Consider the following 16609-nt stretch of genomic DNA (forward strand, 5'->3'; position numbering starts at 1 on the left):
GCCGGACACACCGGCCACGGACACACCGGCCACCGGCAAAGCCGGCACATCATCCGAGAGGACCGGGAGCGGGCATGGATCTCGTGATACGCGACGTACGGGTCATCGACGGCACGGGCGGCCCGTCGTACCGCGCGGACGTGGGCGTCGAGGACGGCCGGATCGCGGAGATCCGGCGCGAGGGCACGGCCGCCGGGGGCCGCCGCCCGACCGGTACCCGCGTCCTGGACGCCGCCGGGCTGGCCCTCTCCCCCGGCTTCGTCGACATGCACGCGCACAGCGACCTCGCGCTGCTGCGCGACCCGGACCACTCCGCCAAGGCGGCACAGGGCGTGACCCTGGAGGTGATCGGCCAGGACGGGCTGTCGTACGCGCCGGTGGACGACACGACGCTCGGCCAGGTACGGCAGGCCATCGCCGGCTGGAACGGCAGCGGCCCGGGCGACGACTCCGTCGACTTCGACTGGCGTACGGTCGGCGAGTACCTGGACCGGCTCGACCACGGGTTCGACGGCCGGGGCATCGCGGTCAACGCGGCCTACCTCGTCCCGCAGGGCACGGTCCGTATGCACGTCGTGGGCTGGGACGACCGGCCCGCCACCGCCGCCGAACTCGAACGGATGAGGCACCTGGTGGCGCGGTCCATGGAGGAGGGCGCGGTCGGCATGTCGTCCGGGCTCACGTACACCCCCGGGATGTACGCGGACGACGCCGAACTGACCGAGCTGTGCCGGGTGGTGGCGCGCCACGGCGGCTACTACTGCCCGCACCACCGCAGTTACGGGGCGGGGGCGCTCCAGGCGTACGAGGAGATGGTGACGCTCACGCGCCGCGCGGGCTGCGCCCTGCACCTGGCCCACGCCACCATGAACTTCGGCGTGAACGAGGGCCGCGCGCCCGAGCTGCTCGCCCTGCTCGACCGGGCGCTGGCGGCGGGCGCGGACATCTCGCTGGACACCTATCCGTACACGCCGGGCTGTACGACGCTGGTCGCGATGTTGCCGAGCTGGGCGAGCGAGGGCGGCCCCGAGGCGGTCCTGGGCCGGCTGCGGGACGAGGGGACGGCGGAGCGGATCCGGTACCACCTGGAGGAGGTGGGCGCGGACGGCTGCCACGGCGTGCCCATCGAGTGGGACACGATCGAGATCTCCGGAGTGACGGCCCCGCACCTGACGGACCACGTGGGGCGTACGGTCGCGGACTCGGCGGCGCGAGCGGGCGAGGCACCGTGGACGACCGCGCGCCGGCTGCTGATCGAGGACGGGCTCGGCCCGACGATCCTCCAGCACGTCGGTCACGAGGAGAACGTCCGCCTGATCATGCGGCACCGCGTCCACACCGGCGGCAGCGACGGCATCCTCCAGGGCGCGAAGCCGCACCCGCGCGCGTACGGCACCTTCCCGCACTACCTGGGCCGGTACGCCCGTGACCTGGGCGTCCTCACGCTGGAGGAGTGCGTGGCCCACCTGACCTCGCGCCCCGCGGCCCGCCTCGGCCTGCGCGACCGGGGCCTGGTCCGCGAGGGCCACCGCGCGGACCTGGTCCTCTTCGACCCTGCCACGGTGGCGTCGGGCGCCACCTTCGACGCCCCGCGCACCCCGCCGGTGGGCATCCCGTACGTGCTGATCGACGGCCGCTTCGTCATCGAGGACGGCCGGCGCACGGATGTCCTGGCGGGCAGGTCGGTGCGGGGGCCGGGAACGCGGTCCGGGGCGCGGTAGCGGATCGGGCCGGCCCGATGCCGAGCCGACGGCCCGTTCGCAGGCGCGCGGAAGGCGCTCTTGTGTCGTGCGTTGCGTGAACAGCCACACCCGACCCGTCGGAGCGCAGAACGCCTGGCGCCCCGGCGGCGGCCCCGCCGGGCGGGCGGCCGTCGGAGCGCGTGCCGGTCGCGCGCGCAGGCGCGCCTCACCCTTCACCCCACCGGCGGAGACGGCCGCCCGGATGGCCCGACGTGTCCGAAAACACCGAGCACTCCGCGTCACACGGTCGTAAGCTCGCGGACATGCAAGTCACCCAGTCGGCCAAGCTCTCAGGCGTCTGCTACGAAATCCGGGGCCCGGTCCTCGACGAGGCGATGCGGCTGGAGGCGGCGGGCCATCGCATCCTCAAGCTGAACACCGGCAACCCGGCCGCGTTCGGCTTCGAGTGCCCGCCCGAGATCCTCGAGGACATGCTCCGCAACCTCGCCGGGGCGCACGGCTACGGGGACGCGAAGGGGCTGCTCTCGGCCCGGCGCGCGGTGATGCAGCACTACCAGACCAAGGGCATCGACCTCGGCGTCGAGGACATCTACCTCGGCAACGGCGTCTCCGAGCTGATCCAGATGTCGATGCAGGCGCTGCTGGACGACGGCGACGAGGTGCTCGTACCGGCGCCCGACTATCCGCTGTGGACGGCGTCCGTCTCCCTCGCGGGCGGCACGGCGGTGCACTACCGCTGCGACGAACAGGCCGACTGGATGCCGGACCTGTCGGACATCGAGCGCAAGATCACCGACCGCACCAAGGCGATCGTGATCATCAACCCGAACAACCCGACGGGCGCGGTGTACGACGAGCCGATGCTGCGCTCCCTCACCGAGATCGCCCGGCGCCACAACCTGGTCGTCTGCTCGGACGAGATCTACGACCGGATCCTCTACGACGGCGCGACCCACACCCCGACCGCCGCCGTCGCGCCCGATCTGCTCACCCTCACCTTCAACGGCCTCTCCAAGAACTACCGGGTGGCCGGCTTCCGCTCGGGCTGGCTCGCGGTCTGCGGCCCGAAGGCGCACGCCGCCTCGTACATCGAGGGCCTGACGATCCTGGCCAACATGCGGCTGTGCGCGAACATGCCCTCGCAGCACGCGGTGGCCACGGCGCTGGGCGGCCGGCAGTCGATCCAGGACCTGGTGCTGCCGGGCGGCCGGATCCTGGAGCAGCGGAACGTGGCGTACGAGCTGCTCACCCGGATCCCGGGCGTGACCTGCGTGAAGCCGAAGGGGGCGCTGTACCTCTTCCCCCGGCTCGACCCGAACGTCTACAAGATCGAGGACGACCGGCAACTGGTGCTGGACCTACTGCGGTCCGAGAAGATCATGGTGGTGCACGGGACGGGCTTCAACTGGCCGGACACGGACCACTTCCGGATCGTGACGCTGCCGTCGGTGACGGATCTGGAGGACGCGGTGACGCGGATCGGGACGTTCCTGGAGCGCTACGCCCAGTAATCAAACCAGTAATCACCGGACTCTGCTCGACTTCACTCAACTTTAGACTCGATCCAATGTAGGATGGCCTCCTGACGATGCCAGGAGGCCATCCTATGTACGAGCCGATCCGCAGCAAGTCGGTCCACGCGATGGCCGACGCCCCCACCGACATCCCGCACCGCAGCCGCGAGGAAGAGCTCCGGATCCAGCTCGCCGGGCATCTGGCCGCGCTGCTCGCGGTGACCGACGAGCTGGGTCTGGACGAGGCCGCGGAGGCCATAGCGACCCAGATCGCCCGGCTGCGCGGCGCCCCGCCCGCCCGGCGCGCCGGCCTGACCGGCGCCTCCACGGCGGAGCTGCACCACCGCGCCCTGGACCTCGCCGGGCGCGCCCTGGTGGTGGCCGCGTCCCGCGCGGACACGGCGGCGGCGATCCTGACCGCGGAGCGGATGGACGCGCACACGGCGGCGCTGGCGACCGCGGAACTGGTCGAGGCGTAGCCCCTCCGGCGGGGCGGGGCTCGGCGGCGGCCGCGGACCCGCGCGGCCCGCCGCCGCGGCCCGCGCCGCCGGGTCTTGCGTCAGCCGTTGCGTCGGGGGCCACGAAGCACACGACTGGCCGTGCGCGCTCCCCGGGTCCGAGCTGTGATCGGCCACACCTCGAACCCGGGTACCGGCGGCGCCCCCGCCCGGCGCTCAGGGCTTCAGGACCGCCTCCATCACCTTCTTCGCGATCGGCGCGCCGAGCTTGCCGCCGGAGATGTCCGACCGCGAGATGTCCATGTCCGTCGGGTCGATGAACACCGAGACGGCGACCGACTGGCCGTCCGCCTTCTTGCCGTACGAGACGAACCAGCCGTACGGCACCTCGTCCCGCACGTTCACACCCCGCTGCGCCGTGCCCGTCTTGCCGCCGACCGTGATGCCGTCGATCAGCGCCCGCTTCGCGCTGCCCTCCGCGGCCGTGAACTCCATCATCTCCTGGACCTTGCGCGCCGTCTCCTCCGAGACCGCCTGGCTCTTGAGCTTGGGCTCGTTCTTCTCCAGGGTGGACAGGTCGGGCCCGCGCAGTTCGTCGACGATGTACGGCTGCATCAGCTTGCCGTCGTTGGCGAGCGCGGCCGTGACCATGGCCATCTGCATCGGCGTGCTGGTCAGGCTGCCCTGGCCCATGCCGGTCAGGGCGGTACCGGGCTTGTCCAGTTCGGCGGGGTAGAGGCTCTTCGTGGCGAGCATGTCGCCGAAGTCCTCGTCGTAGACATCGGTGTTGAAGCCGAACTTCTCGGCCGTCTCCCGCATCTTCTCCTCGCCCACCTTGGACGCGGCGTCCAGGAAGACGTTGTTGCAGGAGTGCTGCATGGCCGTCTTCATCGACGCCTTGCCGCACACCGCGTCGCCCGCCTCGCTGCCGATCTTGTTGGTGGACAGGGGCAGGGGGTACGGGGAGACCGCGTCGGTCCTGGCGTCGACATCCGTGACGACACCGTTCTCCAGGGCCGCTGCGGCGGTCAGGATCTTGAAGGTGGAGCCGGGCGGATAGGTCTCGCGCAGCGCGCGGTTGGCCAGCGGCTTGCTCTTGTCCTTGTTCATCGCCTGGAACTTGTCGCCCTCGTTGAAGGACATACCGGCGAAGACGGACGGGTCGTACGAAGGTGTGGACACGAGCGCGAGGACCTTGCCGGTCTTCGGGTCGAGAGCGACGACGGCACCCCGGGCCTTGAGGTCGGTCAGGCTCTTGTACGCCGCCTTCTGGGCCGCCGGGTCGATGGTGGTGATCACATCACCACCGCGCGGGTCCTCGCCGGTGAGGATGTCCATGGCCCGGTTGAAGGCGAGCCGGTCGTCGCGGCCGCTGAGGATGTCGTCGTACGTGTTCTCCAGCAGGGACATGCCCTGGGCCTGGGAGGCGTAGCCGGTGACCGGGGCGTACATCGGACCGTCCTTGAAGGTCCGCTTGTACTTGAGGTCCGCCTTCTCGTCCTTCGACGAGCCGGTGATGGGGCGTCCGTCCACGATGATGTCGCCGCGGGGCTGGGCGAACTGCTCGATGCGCACGCGGTAGTTGTTCTCGTGCGTGGCCAGCTCCTCCCCCTTGACGAACTGGAGCCAGTTCGACCGGATCAGCAGGGCCAGGACCAGCACCCCGCAGAAGACGGCTATATGTCTCAACGGCTTGTTCATCGCGCCCCACTTCTCGTGCGCACGCGCCATGGCCGTACGCTCGTCCGCTTGAAACCCCCGGAAAGTAAAGATGCGGCAAATGGGCGCTCGGTTGCAACTGACCGCCGATCAGCGGGACGGACGAGCCGGGCGCGCGCGTCCCACGGTCCCCCCTGACCACCGCGAGCGGGCCCGCGCGCCGGGGCCGGTGGGGCCGGTGATGCCTGTGGTACGGATCGCGGCCATACTCTTGCGCGGGGCGGGCGGTCTACGCCAAGTCCCTTTCGTACCAACAGTGTTGGAGAACAGATGAAGCTCGGCAAACGTCTCTCCCGGGTCGCGGGCGGTCTCGCGCTGGCAAGCGGACTGCTGGTGGCGGGGGCGAGCACGAGCTCGGCGACCGTCGGCACCACCGACGCCGTCGCCGGCGCCGACGGGGCCTCCGTGGCCGCCTCCGGTGCGGCGCGGGCACACGTCCGGGACGTTCCGGAGACGCTGCGCGTCCCGGACGGCCACCAGCGGGGTCCGGTGCTCTCCGCGCGCGGAGTGCAGGTCTACACCTGCGCGGGCGGCGGCTGGACCCTGCTGGAGCCCGCCGCCACTCTCTGGCGCGAGGGCGACCGCACGAAGACGCCGGTGGCGCTGCACTCGCGCGGCCCGGTGTGGGTCTCGACCACGGACGGCAGCGCCGTCACCGCCACGGCGGTCGCGAACTCCCCGCGCGAGGGGGCGGTCCCCGAACTCCTGCTGAAGGCCGCGGACCACCGGGGTACCGGCGTGTTCTCAAAGGTCTCGTACATACAGCGCCTGGAGACGCGCGGCGGCGTGGCCCCCGCCGGCACCTGCGCCGACGGCACCCAGACCGCCGTCCCGTACAGCGCCACCTACGTCTTCCACACCCCGGCGGCCTGACCTCCCCGGTGATCCCCGAAGGGCGGGGCCCGGAACCGGCCGAAAAGCCGGCCCCGGGCCCCGCCCGCGAGACCCCCTCGCCGGAGAGGCCGCGCGCGTCGGGTCGGGTCCGCATCCTCGGGCGAGCCTCTGAACTGTTGAGCTGCTTGGGTCACCTTCAGGTTCCCCAGTCACCGAAAAGTGCGTTCTTCCATGTCAGCGGCCACTCTCTTACGGTTCCAGGGTAACCACGAGAGAGCACGATCGCTCATGACACGAAGGCAGGCAGCATGGCCGTCACCCTGGTGAACCCCACCGGATTGCCGAAGATCGACGTCTACCGGCAGGTGTCGATCGCGACCGGGTCGAAGCTGGTCTTCGTCGCCGGGCAGGTCGCCTGGGACGCCGAGGGGGTCACGGTCGGCGAGGGCGACCTCGCCGCCCAGGTGGAACGGTGCTACCTCAACGTCGGCACCGCGCTGGCCGAGGCCGGTGGCTCCTTCGACGACGTCGCGAAACTCACCGCCTACGTCGTCGACTGGACCCCCGACAAGATGCCCCTGTTCCTGGAGGGGATCGCCCGGGCCGCCGCGAAGCTGGGGACCACCCCGCTCGCGCCGGCGTCACTGCTGGGCGTCGCCGCGCTGGACATCCCCGAGCACCTGGTGGAGATCGAGGCCGTCGCGGTCCTCGACTGAGCACGGCGTTCTCCCGCCGGGCGCCCACACGCCCATACGCCCGGACCCTCGGGGCCCGAGGCGGGGCCCGAACGGAGCGGCGGCCCCCGCGGACAACACTCCGCAGGGGCCGCCGCCGTCACGCCACCGCCCCAGCTCGCCCCACGCGGGAAGGACATCCTCCCGGGGCGGCCGGGCAGCGGGTCCCCCGGCCGGCCGACCCCGGCCGAGGGCGTCTTCGTACCGCTGCGCGGGATCAGCCCAAGCGCTGGACCAGCGCGTGGTACTCGTCCCACATCTCCTTCGGCGCGTGGTCCCCGAAGGTGTTCAGGTGCTCGGGCACGAGCGCCGCCTCCTCTCGCCAGACCTCCTTGTCCACCGAGAGCAGGAAGTCCAGCTCGGCCTCGGACAGCTTCAACCCCTCCGTGTCCAGCGACTCCTTGGTCGGCAGCACGCCGATCGGCGTCTCGACGCCCTCGGCCGTACCGTCCAGGCGCTCCACGATCCACTTCAGGACGCGGCTGTTCTCGCCGAAGCCGGGCCAGACGAACTTGCCGTCCTCGTCCTTGCGGAACCAGTTCACGTAGTAGATCTTCGGCAGGCCGGCCCGGTCCCCGTCCCGCGCGGCGTCCTGTCCGACCTTGACCCAGTGGGCCATGTAGTCGCCCATGTTGTAGCCGCAGAAGGGCAGCATGGCGAACGGGTCGCGGCGCAGCTCGCCGACCTTGCCCTCGGCCGCCGCCGTCTTCTCGGACGCGACGTTGGCGCCGAGGAAGACGCCGTGCTGCCAGTCGAAGGACTCCGTGACCAGCGGTACGGCGGAGGCGCGGCGCCCGCCGAAGAGGATCGCCGAGATCGGGACGCCCTTGGGGTCCTCCCACTCGGGCGCGATGATGGGGCACTGCCCGGCCGGGACGGTGAACCGGGCGTTGGGGTGCGCGGCGGGCGTGCCGGACTCCGGCGTCCAGTCGTTGCCCTTCCAGTCGATCAGCCGCGCCGGCGGCTCCTCGGTCATCCCCTCCCACCAGACGTCGCCACCGTCCTCGGTGAGCGCGACGTTGGTGAAGACGGAGTTGCCCCACAGGGTCTTCATCGCGTTGGCGTTGGTGTGCTCGCCCGTCCCGGGCGCGACGCCGAAGAAACCGGCCTCCGGGTTGATCGCGTAGAGCCGGCCGTCCTCCCCGAACCGCATCCAGGCGATGTCGTCACCGATGGTCTCCACCGTCCAGCCGGAGATGGTGGGTTCCAGCATGGCGAGGTTCGTCTTACCGCACGCCGACGGGAAGGCCGCCGCCACGTACTTCGGCTCCCCCTGCGGCGGGGTGAGCTTGAGGACCAGCATGTGCTCCGCGAGCCAGCCCTCGTCGCGCGCCATGACGGAGGCGATGCGCAGCGCGTAGCACTTCTTGCCCAGCAGCGCGTTGCCGCCGTACCCGGAGCCGTACGACCAGATCTCGCGGGCCTCCGGGAAGTGCGAGATGTACTTGGTCGAGTTGCAGGGCCAGGGGACGTCCGCCTGGCCCGGCTCCAGCGGCGCGCCCAGCGAGTGCACGGCCTTGACGAACGTGCCGTCCTCGCCGAGTTCCGCCAGCACGGCGCTGCCCATGCGCGTCATCGTGCGCATGGAGACGGCGACGTACGCGGAGTCCGTGATCTCGACGCCGAGCGCGGAGAGCGGCGAGCCGAGCGGGCCCATGCAGAACGGCACGACGTACATCGTGCGACCGCGCATCGAGCCGCGGAACAGGCCCTGCTCACCGGTGAAGATCTCCCGCATCTCGGCGGGGTCCTTCCAGTGGTTCGTCGGCCCGGCGTCCTCCTCCTTCTCGGAGCAGATGAACGTACGGTCCTCGACCCGGGCGACATCGGTGGGGTCGGACGCGGCGTAGTAGGAGTTCGGCCGCTTGACCGGGTCGAGTTTCGTGAACGTGCCCTTGGCGACGAGCTCCCCGCACAGGCGCTCGTACTCACTCTCGGATCCGTCGCACCAGACCACGCTGTCCGGTTCGGTGATGCTCGCGATCTCGTCCACCCAGGAGATCAGCTCCTGGTGGCGGGTGGGGGCGGGGGTGGGGACGGTGGTGGGAGCCGCGATGTCGCGCGCCACGATTGCTCCTTGGTGAGGGTTTTGAGGTTTTGTGCCCCTTGGGGGCTGCGACCCGGATGCTTCGTAGCCGCTCATCCGGTGCCGACCGCACTCATTTGATCATCCGACGCTTCCGCCCATCTGTCCAGAGGGCCGCACACGTGAGCATCGCCACTCGCGATACAGGCGTAAGGAACGCGGACGGTACGTGGACGCCACCTGTGCGTCACGTGGGGCGCTCGTGCGTCGCCCTGCTCGCACGTCGCACTCATCGCCCGTCGCACTGCTCGTACGCCACAGTCCCCGGACCGAACCTACGCACCCGTAGGTAGCATTACCTCCATGACTCCTGCCGCCGTGCCCGAGCCGACCGCGAACACCTCAGAAGGCCGAGAAGGCCCGGTCGAGATCGAACTGCCAAGCCCGGTCAAGCCGAAGCTGCGCGGCTGGCTGCACGCCGGCATGTTCCCCGCCGTGGTGATAGCGGGCCTCGCCCTGATCGCGCTCACGGACTCCACCCGGGCCCGGATCGCGTGCGGCATCTACGTCCTGACGGCGTGCCTGCTCTTCGGCGTCAGCGCGCTGTACCACCGGGGCACCTGGGGCCCGCGCGGCGAGGCCGTGCTGCGCCGGCTCGACCACGCGAACATCTTCCTGATCATCGCGGGCACCTACACCCCGTTGACCATGCTGCTGCTCCCCGAGTCGTCCGGCCGGATCCTGCTCTGGGCGGTGTGGGCCGCCGCCGTGGCCGGTATCACCTTCCGGGTCTTCTGGGTCGGCGCCCCGCGCTGGCTCTACACGCCCTGCTACATCGCCATGGGCTGGGCCGCGGTCTTCTTCCTGCCCGATTTCCTGCGGACCGGCGGGATCGCCGTGCTCGTCCTGGTCATCGTCGGCGGGGTGCTCTACAGCGCGGGCGGCGTGATCTACGGGCTGAAGCGGCCGAACCCGTCACCGCGGTGGTTCGGCTTCCACGAGGTGTTCCACTCCTTGACGCTGGCCGCGTTCGTCGTGCACTTCATCGGGATCTCGCTGGTGGCGTACCAGCACTCCTGACGAAAACCGGTCCGGGGCCGGGCAGGTGTCGGGGCCTGCCCGGCGACAGGACCGGACAGGTGCCGGCGGTCGGCCCGGCTCCAGGACCGGCCCGGCCACCGGCCCGGCAGCAGGACCGGCCCGGCTCACGTGACGTCGTACGCCCGCAGCCACAGCTCCAGCGTCAGCACCAGCCACAGCTTCCCGCCCTGCCGGGGCAGCAACGCGCCCTCGCCCCGCAGCCACTCCCGTACGGTGTCCTGCCGGAACAGCCCGCGCTCCCGCGCCGCCCGCCCCAGCAGCAGGTCCTCCGCCAGCTCCCGCAGCGGCCCCCCGAGCCACTGCTGCACCGGTACGCGCATCCCGCTCTTCGGCCGGTCCACCACCGTGCCCGGCAGCAGATCCCGTACGGCCTCCTTGAGCACCCACTTCTCGACCGTGCCGGACAGCTTCCAGCGCGGCGGGGTGGCGAAGGCGTGGTCCACCACCCGGCGGTCGAAGAGCGGGGCGCGGCCCTCGATGCCCTGGGAGGCGGTGAGGCGTTCGACCTTGGTGAGGATGTGGTGGGCGCCCTTGGTGCGGAGATTGCAGTGCAGGAGCTGGTTGAGCAGGTGGTTCATCCGCCCGTCCCGGGGCCCGGGGCTGAGGTAGGGCGCGACGAACCGTTCCGGGCGCGGCGCCGTGGCCAGCGCGTCGAGCGCGTCCGCGGTGAGCAGGCGGGGAAGGTCGGTGTAGCACTTGCGGTACGAGCGCAGGTACGCCGTCTCGCGCGGGTCGTCCGCGACCCCGCTCGCGTACGGGTCGTCGCGGTGCATCTCGTACACCAGCATGGGCAGGTTCTTCGGTCCGCCGAAGACCGGATCGCCGCCTTCCCCGTTCAGCACCACGCTCAGCCCGTCGCCCGCCACGGCCTCCGCGAGCATGAGATTGGGCACGGTCAGCGGATCGCCCACCGGGCTGTCGAGCAGCGCGGCGGCCTCCGCGAGGCGCGCGGCGACGGCGGCGCCCGAGACGGTGAGGATCCGGTGGCGGGTGTGGCAGTGGGCGGCGACGAGTCCCGAGTACCCCAGTTCGTTGGGGAGTTCGGTACCGAAGCTGATGGAGTACGTGTGGACGGGGTGGGGGTGCAGTTTCGCCGCGAGCGCGGTCACCAGTGAGCTGTCCACGCCACCGGAGAGCAGGACGCCCACGGCCTCGGCCGGCGGCAACCGGCGCGCCGTGGCCGCCTCCAGCAGCTCGCGCAGGCGCGCGGCGTACGGGCCGGGTCCTTCCCCGGGCCCCCGCGCCGCGCCGCCGTCGCCGGCCGGCCCGGCGTCGAGCCGTTCCTCCGGCTCCCAGTACGTCTCCTCCACCGGCTCCACCGGCGTCCGCGCCCCGTCCGCCGGGGACCCGTCCGCCCGGAGTCGCAGCACCCGGCCGGGCAGCACCTCGCGCACCCCGCGCAGCAGCGTCTCCTCGCCCGGGAGGTACGCGAACGTGAGGAACGACCGTACGGCGGCCAGTTCCAGCCCCGTGCCGAGCGCGGGCCAGCGCCGCAGCGCGCGCAGCGAGGTGGACGCGGCCCAGCAGCCGTCGGCACGGGCGTAGAAGAGGGTGCGGGCGCCCACGTGGTCCCGGATCAGGACCAGTTCCGCGCCGTCGCGTACGGCGAGGGCGAACATGCCGTCCGCCGCCCGGATCCCGGCCGTGCCGAGCCGGGCCCAGCAGCGCAGCAGCAGTTCGCCGTCGGGGCAGTCGGGCGGCGCGGGCGCGCCGGCGGCGGCCAGGGCGGCGAACAGCTCGGGCCGGTTGTGCAGGGTGACCTCGCCGACGGCGGTACGGCCGTACGCGGTGAACGGGCCGGTGGCGTGGCCCGGTTCCCCCTCCACCAGCGCGAGGCCGGGGGCCTGCGGGCGTACGGTGGCGCCCATCGCGGCGAGGTGGTCGTCAGCGCGGCCGGGGGCGGGGGCGAGGCAGGCACAGAAGCGCGCCATGGCGGTTGTCCTCTCACGGGACGCGGGGGATGAGCAGGACCCACAGCATGCACAGGACGCATGGGACGCATGGGACGGACGGGTCAGCCGAAGTCGTCGTCGCCCCAGTCGCCGCCGCCGTCGGAGTCCCAGGAGTCACCGGAGTCCCAGTCGTCGTTACCCGAGTCGCCGCCCGCGTCGCTGCCGCTGCCGTCGTCGTCACCGTCGTACTGGTAGTCCCCTCCCCCGCCCGAACTCTGGGCCGCCGCCTGCTGCCGCAGTTCCTCCTCCTCTTCGGGCGTGAGGCTGACCGGCGGGTAGTGGGCGGCGGTGACGGCGAGGGTCGCCAGGCCCAGTGTGCCCAGGAGCACTCCCATGCGGGCGCCGTACGAGGTCCGGTTGAGCATGACCGACTCGCCCTGGCCCCAGACCGTACGGCCGTAGCCGATGTCGCGGCCGTAGGTCACGGTCCCGTCCGCGTGACTGCGCTTGATGATCCGGTTGCCGAGCAGTTCGTCGGTGCCGCTGGCGCCCCGGTTGTCGCGCCAGCGCACGCCGGCGGTGCCCGGCACGCGCGTGCGCCACTCCTCGCGTCCTTCGCCGTCCTCGTAGATGCGGTGGACGCTGCCGTCGGCGAGCAGTTCGTCGCGGTAGGAAATCTCGCGTGGCCGGTTCATCGTGACGTGACCTTGTCCTCGGTTCGTCCGGCCGGTTCGTCGTCCGGCCAGGTCATGAAGCCCGCCGCGCGCAGGTCCCGGAGGCCGGGCCAGGTCCATGCGGAGTGGTGCGGTGTCCTGGGCCCGCGCACCAGGCGCAGGACCGTGCGCAGCAACCTGGCCGGGGGCACGGCCTCCACCTCGGCGGTCCGGCCCCGGGCGAGCCGGCCCCGCTCACGGGGGGTCAGCGCGGCGGGCAGCCGGTCGTCGGCCCCGAGCTGTCGCCGGGGACCGCGCGCGGAGAACAGGTGCAGCGCCAGGGCGTGCCGGGGCGCGAGGCCGAGGGAGGAGACCCGGACGGCGGGGCCGCCGTCGCGCGCGGCGTCCTGACGGAGTTCGCCGCGTATGCGCGCGGCCAGCGCGAGGCCGGACGCGTCGGCGTCGTGCAGTACGTACACGGTGCCCGTGCCGGTGCCGGAACCAGAGCCCTCGCCCGCGCGGACGAGGCCCGCCACCAGCCGGTGGTCGAGCGGGAGATCCTCGGCGGCGAGCACCGGACAGGCGGCCTCCAGGTGCACGTCGTTCGCGAGGAGCATCCGGGCCACGGCACGGTTCTGGCAGACGAGCAGCCGGGGCAGCCCGTAGTCGTAGAGGTCGGGCGCGGGCTGCCGGGGCGCGGACGGGAGCGGGGGTACGGATTCCGGTACGGATTCCGGTACGGGTACGGGCCCGAGCAGCCCCGGCACCTTCCCGTACCGCTCCTCGTACCGGCGCAGGGCGCGCGCGAAGCTCTCGTACCGTACGGGCGGGGCCGGCGAGAGCGGGACCCGGCGCGGGAGGGCCCCGAGCGGGCGCAGCACGCGGCACGCCTCGTAGTACAGCTGCCGGTCGGTGAACCGGATTCCGCCGGGCGCGGCCACCCGGACGACCGCCTTGGCGAGCGCGCGGTCGAGGAGCAGGTCCCCGACGGTCCGGGCGGCACCAGCGGCCCCGATGTCGTGGAGCGCGCTCACCGGGCGGCCTCGCCGGGCCAGGTGAGGAAGCCGATGGACGCGGCCTTGCGGTGGTCGGGGTCGGGGTCCGTGCCGGGGTCGGCATATGCGGTGGCGCGTTCCAGGACCTTGGTGACGACGGCCAGCAGCCTGGCGGGTGGCACGCCGACCAGGGGGGTGGACCAGCCCTTGGCCAGCCAGTCGACCTCGTCGCGGGTCAGCGAGGTGTCCGCGCGCAACTGTTCCACCACCTCGGCCCCGGGTTCCGGGCCTTGCAGCGGCAGCGCGTTCTCCGCCTTCATCACGGCCCGGGGCGGCAGGCCCGCGTCGACGACCCGTCGGCCGGGAAGCGCATGCCGGGTCTGCCCGGCCAGCAGGCAGCCGGCCGGGTCGGCGTCGTGCAGGACGACGACGGGCACCGAGTCCGGCACCTGCCGGACATCGGGGACGAGGACGACTCCGTACCGCTGGGGGACGCCGTTGGCGGCGAGGAAGAGGGCGATGTCCGGGTCCTGGCAGAGCAGGGCGGCTCGTACGGCCTTCGGTTCCGCGGGCCGGAACGCGGCGGCGTCCGTCCCCTCCACGACCCCGTCCGGGAGCGAGCCGTAGATGTGCTTCCACCGCCGCACGTCCTCGCTCCGGAAGCGTTCACGCGGGAGGGCGGCCGTGGTACGCCGTCCTGACCTCCACGTGGAGACGACGGTGATGACGACAGCTATCAGAAGGAAGGAACCGAAGAAGGCGAGTACGCCCGCGCCGCCGCCTATGGTGAGGCCGGCGACCAGCATGAGCAGCCCGACCGGCACCCCGCACCCGGCACACCCGGCGGCGGCCGAGGCCTCGCCGCCGCTCTTGCGTGCCTTCCGCGTCTTGCGCGTCACCGCGAACCACAGCTGGTCGACCGTGATCTTGATCTTCCCGTCGTCGCCGAGCTTCTGGACGAGACGGCGGATCCGGAGATCGTGCAGGCCGAGGGGGTGGGTCTTCGGCTCGAAGGCGTACGCGCGCTTGCACTTGGAGCAGACCTGGCCGGTGCGTTCCTTGTAGAGCAGCGACTGGGAGCAGTGCGGGCATATCATCGCGGGCCCTCCAGCACGGAGGCGGCCGGTCGCGGCGTCGCGGCGAGGCGTTCCCGTACGAAACGGGGAACGAGCGCGCAGCCGACCCCCCGGCCTCGACGGCGCCACCCGACACCACCCCGAGCACGGGCAACCGCCCGGTACCCGTCACGGACGACGCCGGCACCCCCGCCCGGCCCCGCCCACGGTCTCGCTCCCCGATCCCCCATCAACGCCCCCCTCGCGCTGCCGAACACGATCGCATCGTAAGCCCCGTCCCGGAACACCGGGGACGCGAAATACGACGTCCAGATGTGAACGAGCTGAACGGGCGGCGTACGAGACGGAGTTGCGGGCCGGAGTTGCCAGCAGGCCCGATGCGCGGGGGCACCCGGTCCCGCCGCATCCGCCCAGCCGAGGGGGCCCGCCCCACGAGCCCCGACCCCGCCCCTGCCCCGCCCCTGCCCCCGCACGTGCCGCCCGGCGTCGGCCACAGCCTCCGCGAGAACCAGCACCGCCGGGCCCACCAGAATCGATAGCCCCCACTTCCGTAGCGCTGAACGCAACAGCTGACGCAAGAGTGCGCCACACACCTGGCATGCAGACTCCAGCGCACCGCGATGGGGGCACCCTCACGAACTCGCGGCGGCGGCGCCCTGGCTTACCGCGTTCAGCCCGAGCGCTTCGCCTGCGCGGTGAAGGCGGCCCAGGCACGCCACCCGAAAACCAGAACCGGCCCGGTCGGCACCTTGCTGTCCCGCACGGGCACCCGCCCGGGCAGGCCGTCGAACACCTCTATGCAGTTGCCCTGGTCACCGCTGTAACTGCTCTTTCGCCAGTGCGCGCGGCTGAGGCCTGTGTGGTGGTGGCCGGTGGAGTGAATCACGTCTGTTCCCCAATTCGGCGCTCGATCATGTCGTGCGAAGGGCCTACGTCCAGGGCCGCCGCTCGCAACAGATCGAAGGGGCATCAGCCACCGGACCGGCCCTGGCAAACTCGTCTGGGCCGAATGGAACTCACCGACCCCAGCGACCGCCGACGAGTAGCCGAAAATCAAGGATGCCCCGTGGGATAGTTCGGAGTGGTGGACACGGACAACGGCTGACACCGCGTCCGCCACCCCAGCCGGAAAAGGGCTGCCCCACAGTTCCAGCGGACCCCCGACGCCTGCTATGGCCACCCGCCAGGCGCAGCATCTGAACGCACACCACGCAGAAGCGCCGCCAGGACGCGCCTAATAGTGCGTCATTTTACTGGCGCGATTCAGCGAGGCCACGCATCTAGCCCCGGGTCAGAGTACAGACACACCAGTGGCCGATCTGAGCAAATCGCCAACTCCAAAGCATCTTCGAACGTGGAACCCATACCCCAAACCCACCCGAGACCAGCGGCAACCACCCTCCCACTGGCCTCCACGAAGACACTTGAATAGCTGAGCCATTCACCGATCGGAAAAAAATTGCCCACCCAGAGCAGCTTCGATTTCCAGCGCTAGGCCCCGCTGACCAGCCCCTGCCGAAATGGGGTCTAAATTGAAAGGCTCATCATTGCTGAAATTTGGGCCGCACTTAGCTGTCGGTTCAATCACCAACCCTCCCAGCGAGGCAAGAATTTCTTCAGCTTTCGAATTCGGAACGTATCCTTCTTGCCGCAAAGATTCGAGCCAGGGGGCGGCGTCCACTCTCCTCTGGGAGTACCAGCCCGCATCCCGAAGAGCTTGAACCAGATCAGGGCGCAGCGAGTCAAAGCTGATCACGACGGCTAACCGATATCGAGGTTGTCCAGCAATCGCGCACACCGACCACACGGGCTTGAATCTTCTAGCATACCGAGTTCACTTCGCTGCATCCGCAGTGAAGTGAACTCCTTCGTACAGTCGGCGAATTCTCGATCACTGCACTCAG

General features: G+C 71.3%; 14 protein-coding genes. 6 read left to right on the top strand and 8 right to left on the bottom strand.

Annotation, left to right across the window (positions count from 1 at the left end):
* Nucleotides 1-74: 74 nt before the first annotated feature.
* From IG02_RS0120570 to IG02_RS0120580, 3 genes are all read left to right on the top strand, one after another.
* A complete protein-coding gene (locus tag IG02_RS0120570) occupies nucleotides 75-1721 on the top strand; it encodes an N-acyl-D-amino-acid deacylase family protein (protein WP_030749996.1) in 1647 nt (548 codons plus the stop codon).
* 284 nt (nucleotides 1722-2005) lie between these two features.
* Complete coding sequence (locus IG02_RS0120575) at nucleotides 2006-3214, top strand: pyridoxal phosphate-dependent aminotransferase (protein ID WP_030750000.1); 1209 nt, start codon at nucleotides 2006-2008, stop codon at nucleotides 3212-3214.
* A gap of 95 nt (nucleotides 3215-3309) precedes the next feature.
* Nucleotides 3310-3696: a hypothetical protein gene (locus IG02_RS0120580; protein WP_030750003.1), complete on the top strand. Its 387-nt coding sequence runs from the start codon at nucleotides 3310-3312 to the stop codon at nucleotides 3694-3696.
* 195 nt (nucleotides 3697-3891) lie between these two features.
* Here the strand turns inward: IG02_RS0120580 and IG02_RS0120585 are convergent, their stop codons facing one another.
* Nucleotides 3892-5376 (bottom strand): peptidoglycan D,D-transpeptidase FtsI family protein, encoded by a 1485-nt coding sequence (locus IG02_RS0120585; RefSeq protein WP_030750006.1) that lies wholly within the window; start codon nucleotides 5374-5376, stop codon nucleotides 3892-3894.
* Between the two features lie 288 nt (nucleotides 5377-5664).
* Here IG02_RS0120585 and IG02_RS0120590 point away from each other — a divergent pair, with 288 nt between their 5' ends.
* Both IG02_RS0120590 and IG02_RS0120595 read left to right on the top strand, forming a co-directional pair.
* Entirely contained in the window at nucleotides 5665-6267 is a 603-nt protein-coding gene (locus IG02_RS0120590; protein WP_030750009.1) for a DUF3455 domain-containing protein, read from the top strand.
* A 269-nt stretch (nucleotides 6268-6536) separates the two neighbouring features.
* Nucleotides 6537-6944 carry a RidA family protein gene (locus IG02_RS0120595; protein ID WP_030750012.1) on the top strand — a complete coding sequence of 136 codons (408 nt, stop codon included), beginning with the start codon at nucleotides 6537-6539 and terminating at the stop codon, nucleotides 6942-6944.
* A 235-nt stretch (nucleotides 6945-7179) separates the two neighbouring features.
* Here IG02_RS0120595 and IG02_RS0120600 read toward each other — a convergent pair whose 3' ends face one another.
* A complete protein-coding gene (locus IG02_RS0120600; protein ID WP_030750014.1) occupies nucleotides 7180-9030 on the bottom strand; it encodes a phosphoenolpyruvate carboxykinase (GTP) in 1851 nt (616 codons plus the stop codon).
* 321 nt (nucleotides 9031-9351) lie between these two features.
* On the opposite strand from IG02_RS0120600, the gene trhA reads away from it, so the two are divergent.
* Nucleotides 9352-10068 carry a PAQR family membrane homeostasis protein TrhA gene (trhA, locus tag IG02_RS0120605; RefSeq protein ID WP_078854643.1) on the top strand — a complete coding sequence of 239 codons (717 nt, stop codon included), beginning with the start codon at nucleotides 9352-9354 and terminating at the stop codon, nucleotides 10066-10068.
* Nucleotides 10069-10193: 125 nt separating this feature from the next.
* Here the strand turns inward: trhA and IG02_RS0120610 are convergent, their stop codons facing one another.
* The 6 genes from IG02_RS0120610 to IG02_RS39585 form a co-directional block, all read right to left on the bottom strand.
* Nucleotides 10194-12020, bottom strand: coding sequence for an asparagine synthetase B family protein (locus IG02_RS0120610; protein WP_030750017.1), 1827 nt, complete (start codon nucleotides 12018-12020; stop codon nucleotides 10194-10196).
* 83 nt (nucleotides 12021-12103) lie between these two features.
* The gene (locus tag IG02_RS0120615; protein WP_030750025.1) at nucleotides 12104-12676 is read right to left on the bottom strand and encodes a hypothetical protein; all 573 of its coding nucleotides are present in this window, start codon (nucleotides 12674-12676) and stop codon (nucleotides 12104-12106) included.
* Nucleotides 12673-13668: a hypothetical protein gene (locus IG02_RS0120620; RefSeq protein ID WP_234314836.1), complete on the bottom strand. Its 996-nt coding sequence runs from the start codon at nucleotides 13666-13668 to the stop codon at nucleotides 12673-12675. The genes IG02_RS0120615 and IG02_RS0120620 overlap by 4 nt, the downstream gene beginning before the upstream one ends.
* Nucleotides 13665-14726: a hypothetical protein gene (locus IG02_RS0120625; protein ID WP_030750029.1), complete on the bottom strand. Its 1062-nt coding sequence runs from the start codon at nucleotides 14724-14726 to the stop codon at nucleotides 13665-13667. The genes IG02_RS0120620 and IG02_RS0120625 overlap by 4 nt, the downstream gene beginning before the upstream one ends.
* Before the next feature lie 649 nt (nucleotides 14727-15375).
* The gene (locus IG02_RS0120630) at nucleotides 15376-15591 is read right to left on the bottom strand and encodes a DUF397 domain-containing protein (protein ID WP_234314837.1); all 216 of its coding nucleotides are present in this window, start codon (nucleotides 15589-15591) and stop codon (nucleotides 15376-15378) included.
* A gap of 555 nt (nucleotides 15592-16146) precedes the next feature.
* Nucleotides 16147-16461: an SUKH-3 domain-containing protein gene (locus IG02_RS39585; RefSeq protein WP_158712344.1), complete on the bottom strand. Its 315-nt coding sequence runs from the start codon at nucleotides 16459-16461 to the stop codon at nucleotides 16147-16149.
* Nucleotides 16462-16609 lie beyond the last annotated feature (148 nt).

This window comes from Streptomyces sp. NRRL F-5135 (assembly GCF_000719775.1).
GTDB lineage: Bacteria > Actinomycetota > Actinomycetes > Streptomycetales > Streptomycetaceae > Streptomyces > Streptomyces hebeiensis.

Bases quoted from the DNA above. Each gene is read 5' to 3' on its own strand.
- IG02_RS0120570 (WP_030749996.1), top strand. From the start codon at position 75: ATGGATCTCGTGATACGCGACGTACGGGTCATCGACGGCACGGGCGGC.
- IG02_RS0120575 (WP_030750000.1), top strand. From the start codon at position 2,006: ATGCAAGTCACCCAGTCGGCCAAGCTCTCAGGCGTCTGCTACGAAATC.
- IG02_RS0120580 (WP_030750003.1), top strand. From the start codon at position 3,310: ATGTACGAGCCGATCCGCAGCAAGTCGGTCCACGCGATGGCCGACGCC.
- IG02_RS0120585 (WP_030750006.1), bottom strand. From the start codon at position 5,376: ATGAACAAGCCGTTGAGACATATAGCCGTCTTCTGCGGGGTGCTGGTC.
- IG02_RS0120590 (WP_030750009.1), top strand. From the start codon at position 5,665: ATGAAGCTCGGCAAACGTCTCTCCCGGGTCGCGGGCGGTCTCGCGCTG.
- IG02_RS0120595 (WP_030750012.1), top strand. From the start codon at position 6,537: ATGGCCGTCACCCTGGTGAACCCCACCGGATTGCCGAAGATCGACGTC.
- trhA (WP_078854643.1), top strand. From the start codon at position 9,352: ATGACTCCTGCCGCCGTGCCCGAGCCGACCGCGAACACCTCAGAAGGC.
- IG02_RS0120610 (WP_030750017.1), bottom strand. From the start codon at position 12,020: ATGGCGCGCTTCTGTGCCTGCCTCGCCCCCGCCCCCGGCCGCGCTGAC.
- IG02_RS0120615 (WP_030750025.1), bottom strand. From the start codon at position 12,676: ATGAACCGGCCACGCGAGATTTCCTACCGCGACGAACTGCTCGCCGAC.
- IG02_RS0120625 (WP_030750029.1), bottom strand. From the start codon at position 14,726: ATGATATGCCCGCACTGCTCCCAGTCGCTGCTCTACAAGGAACGCACC.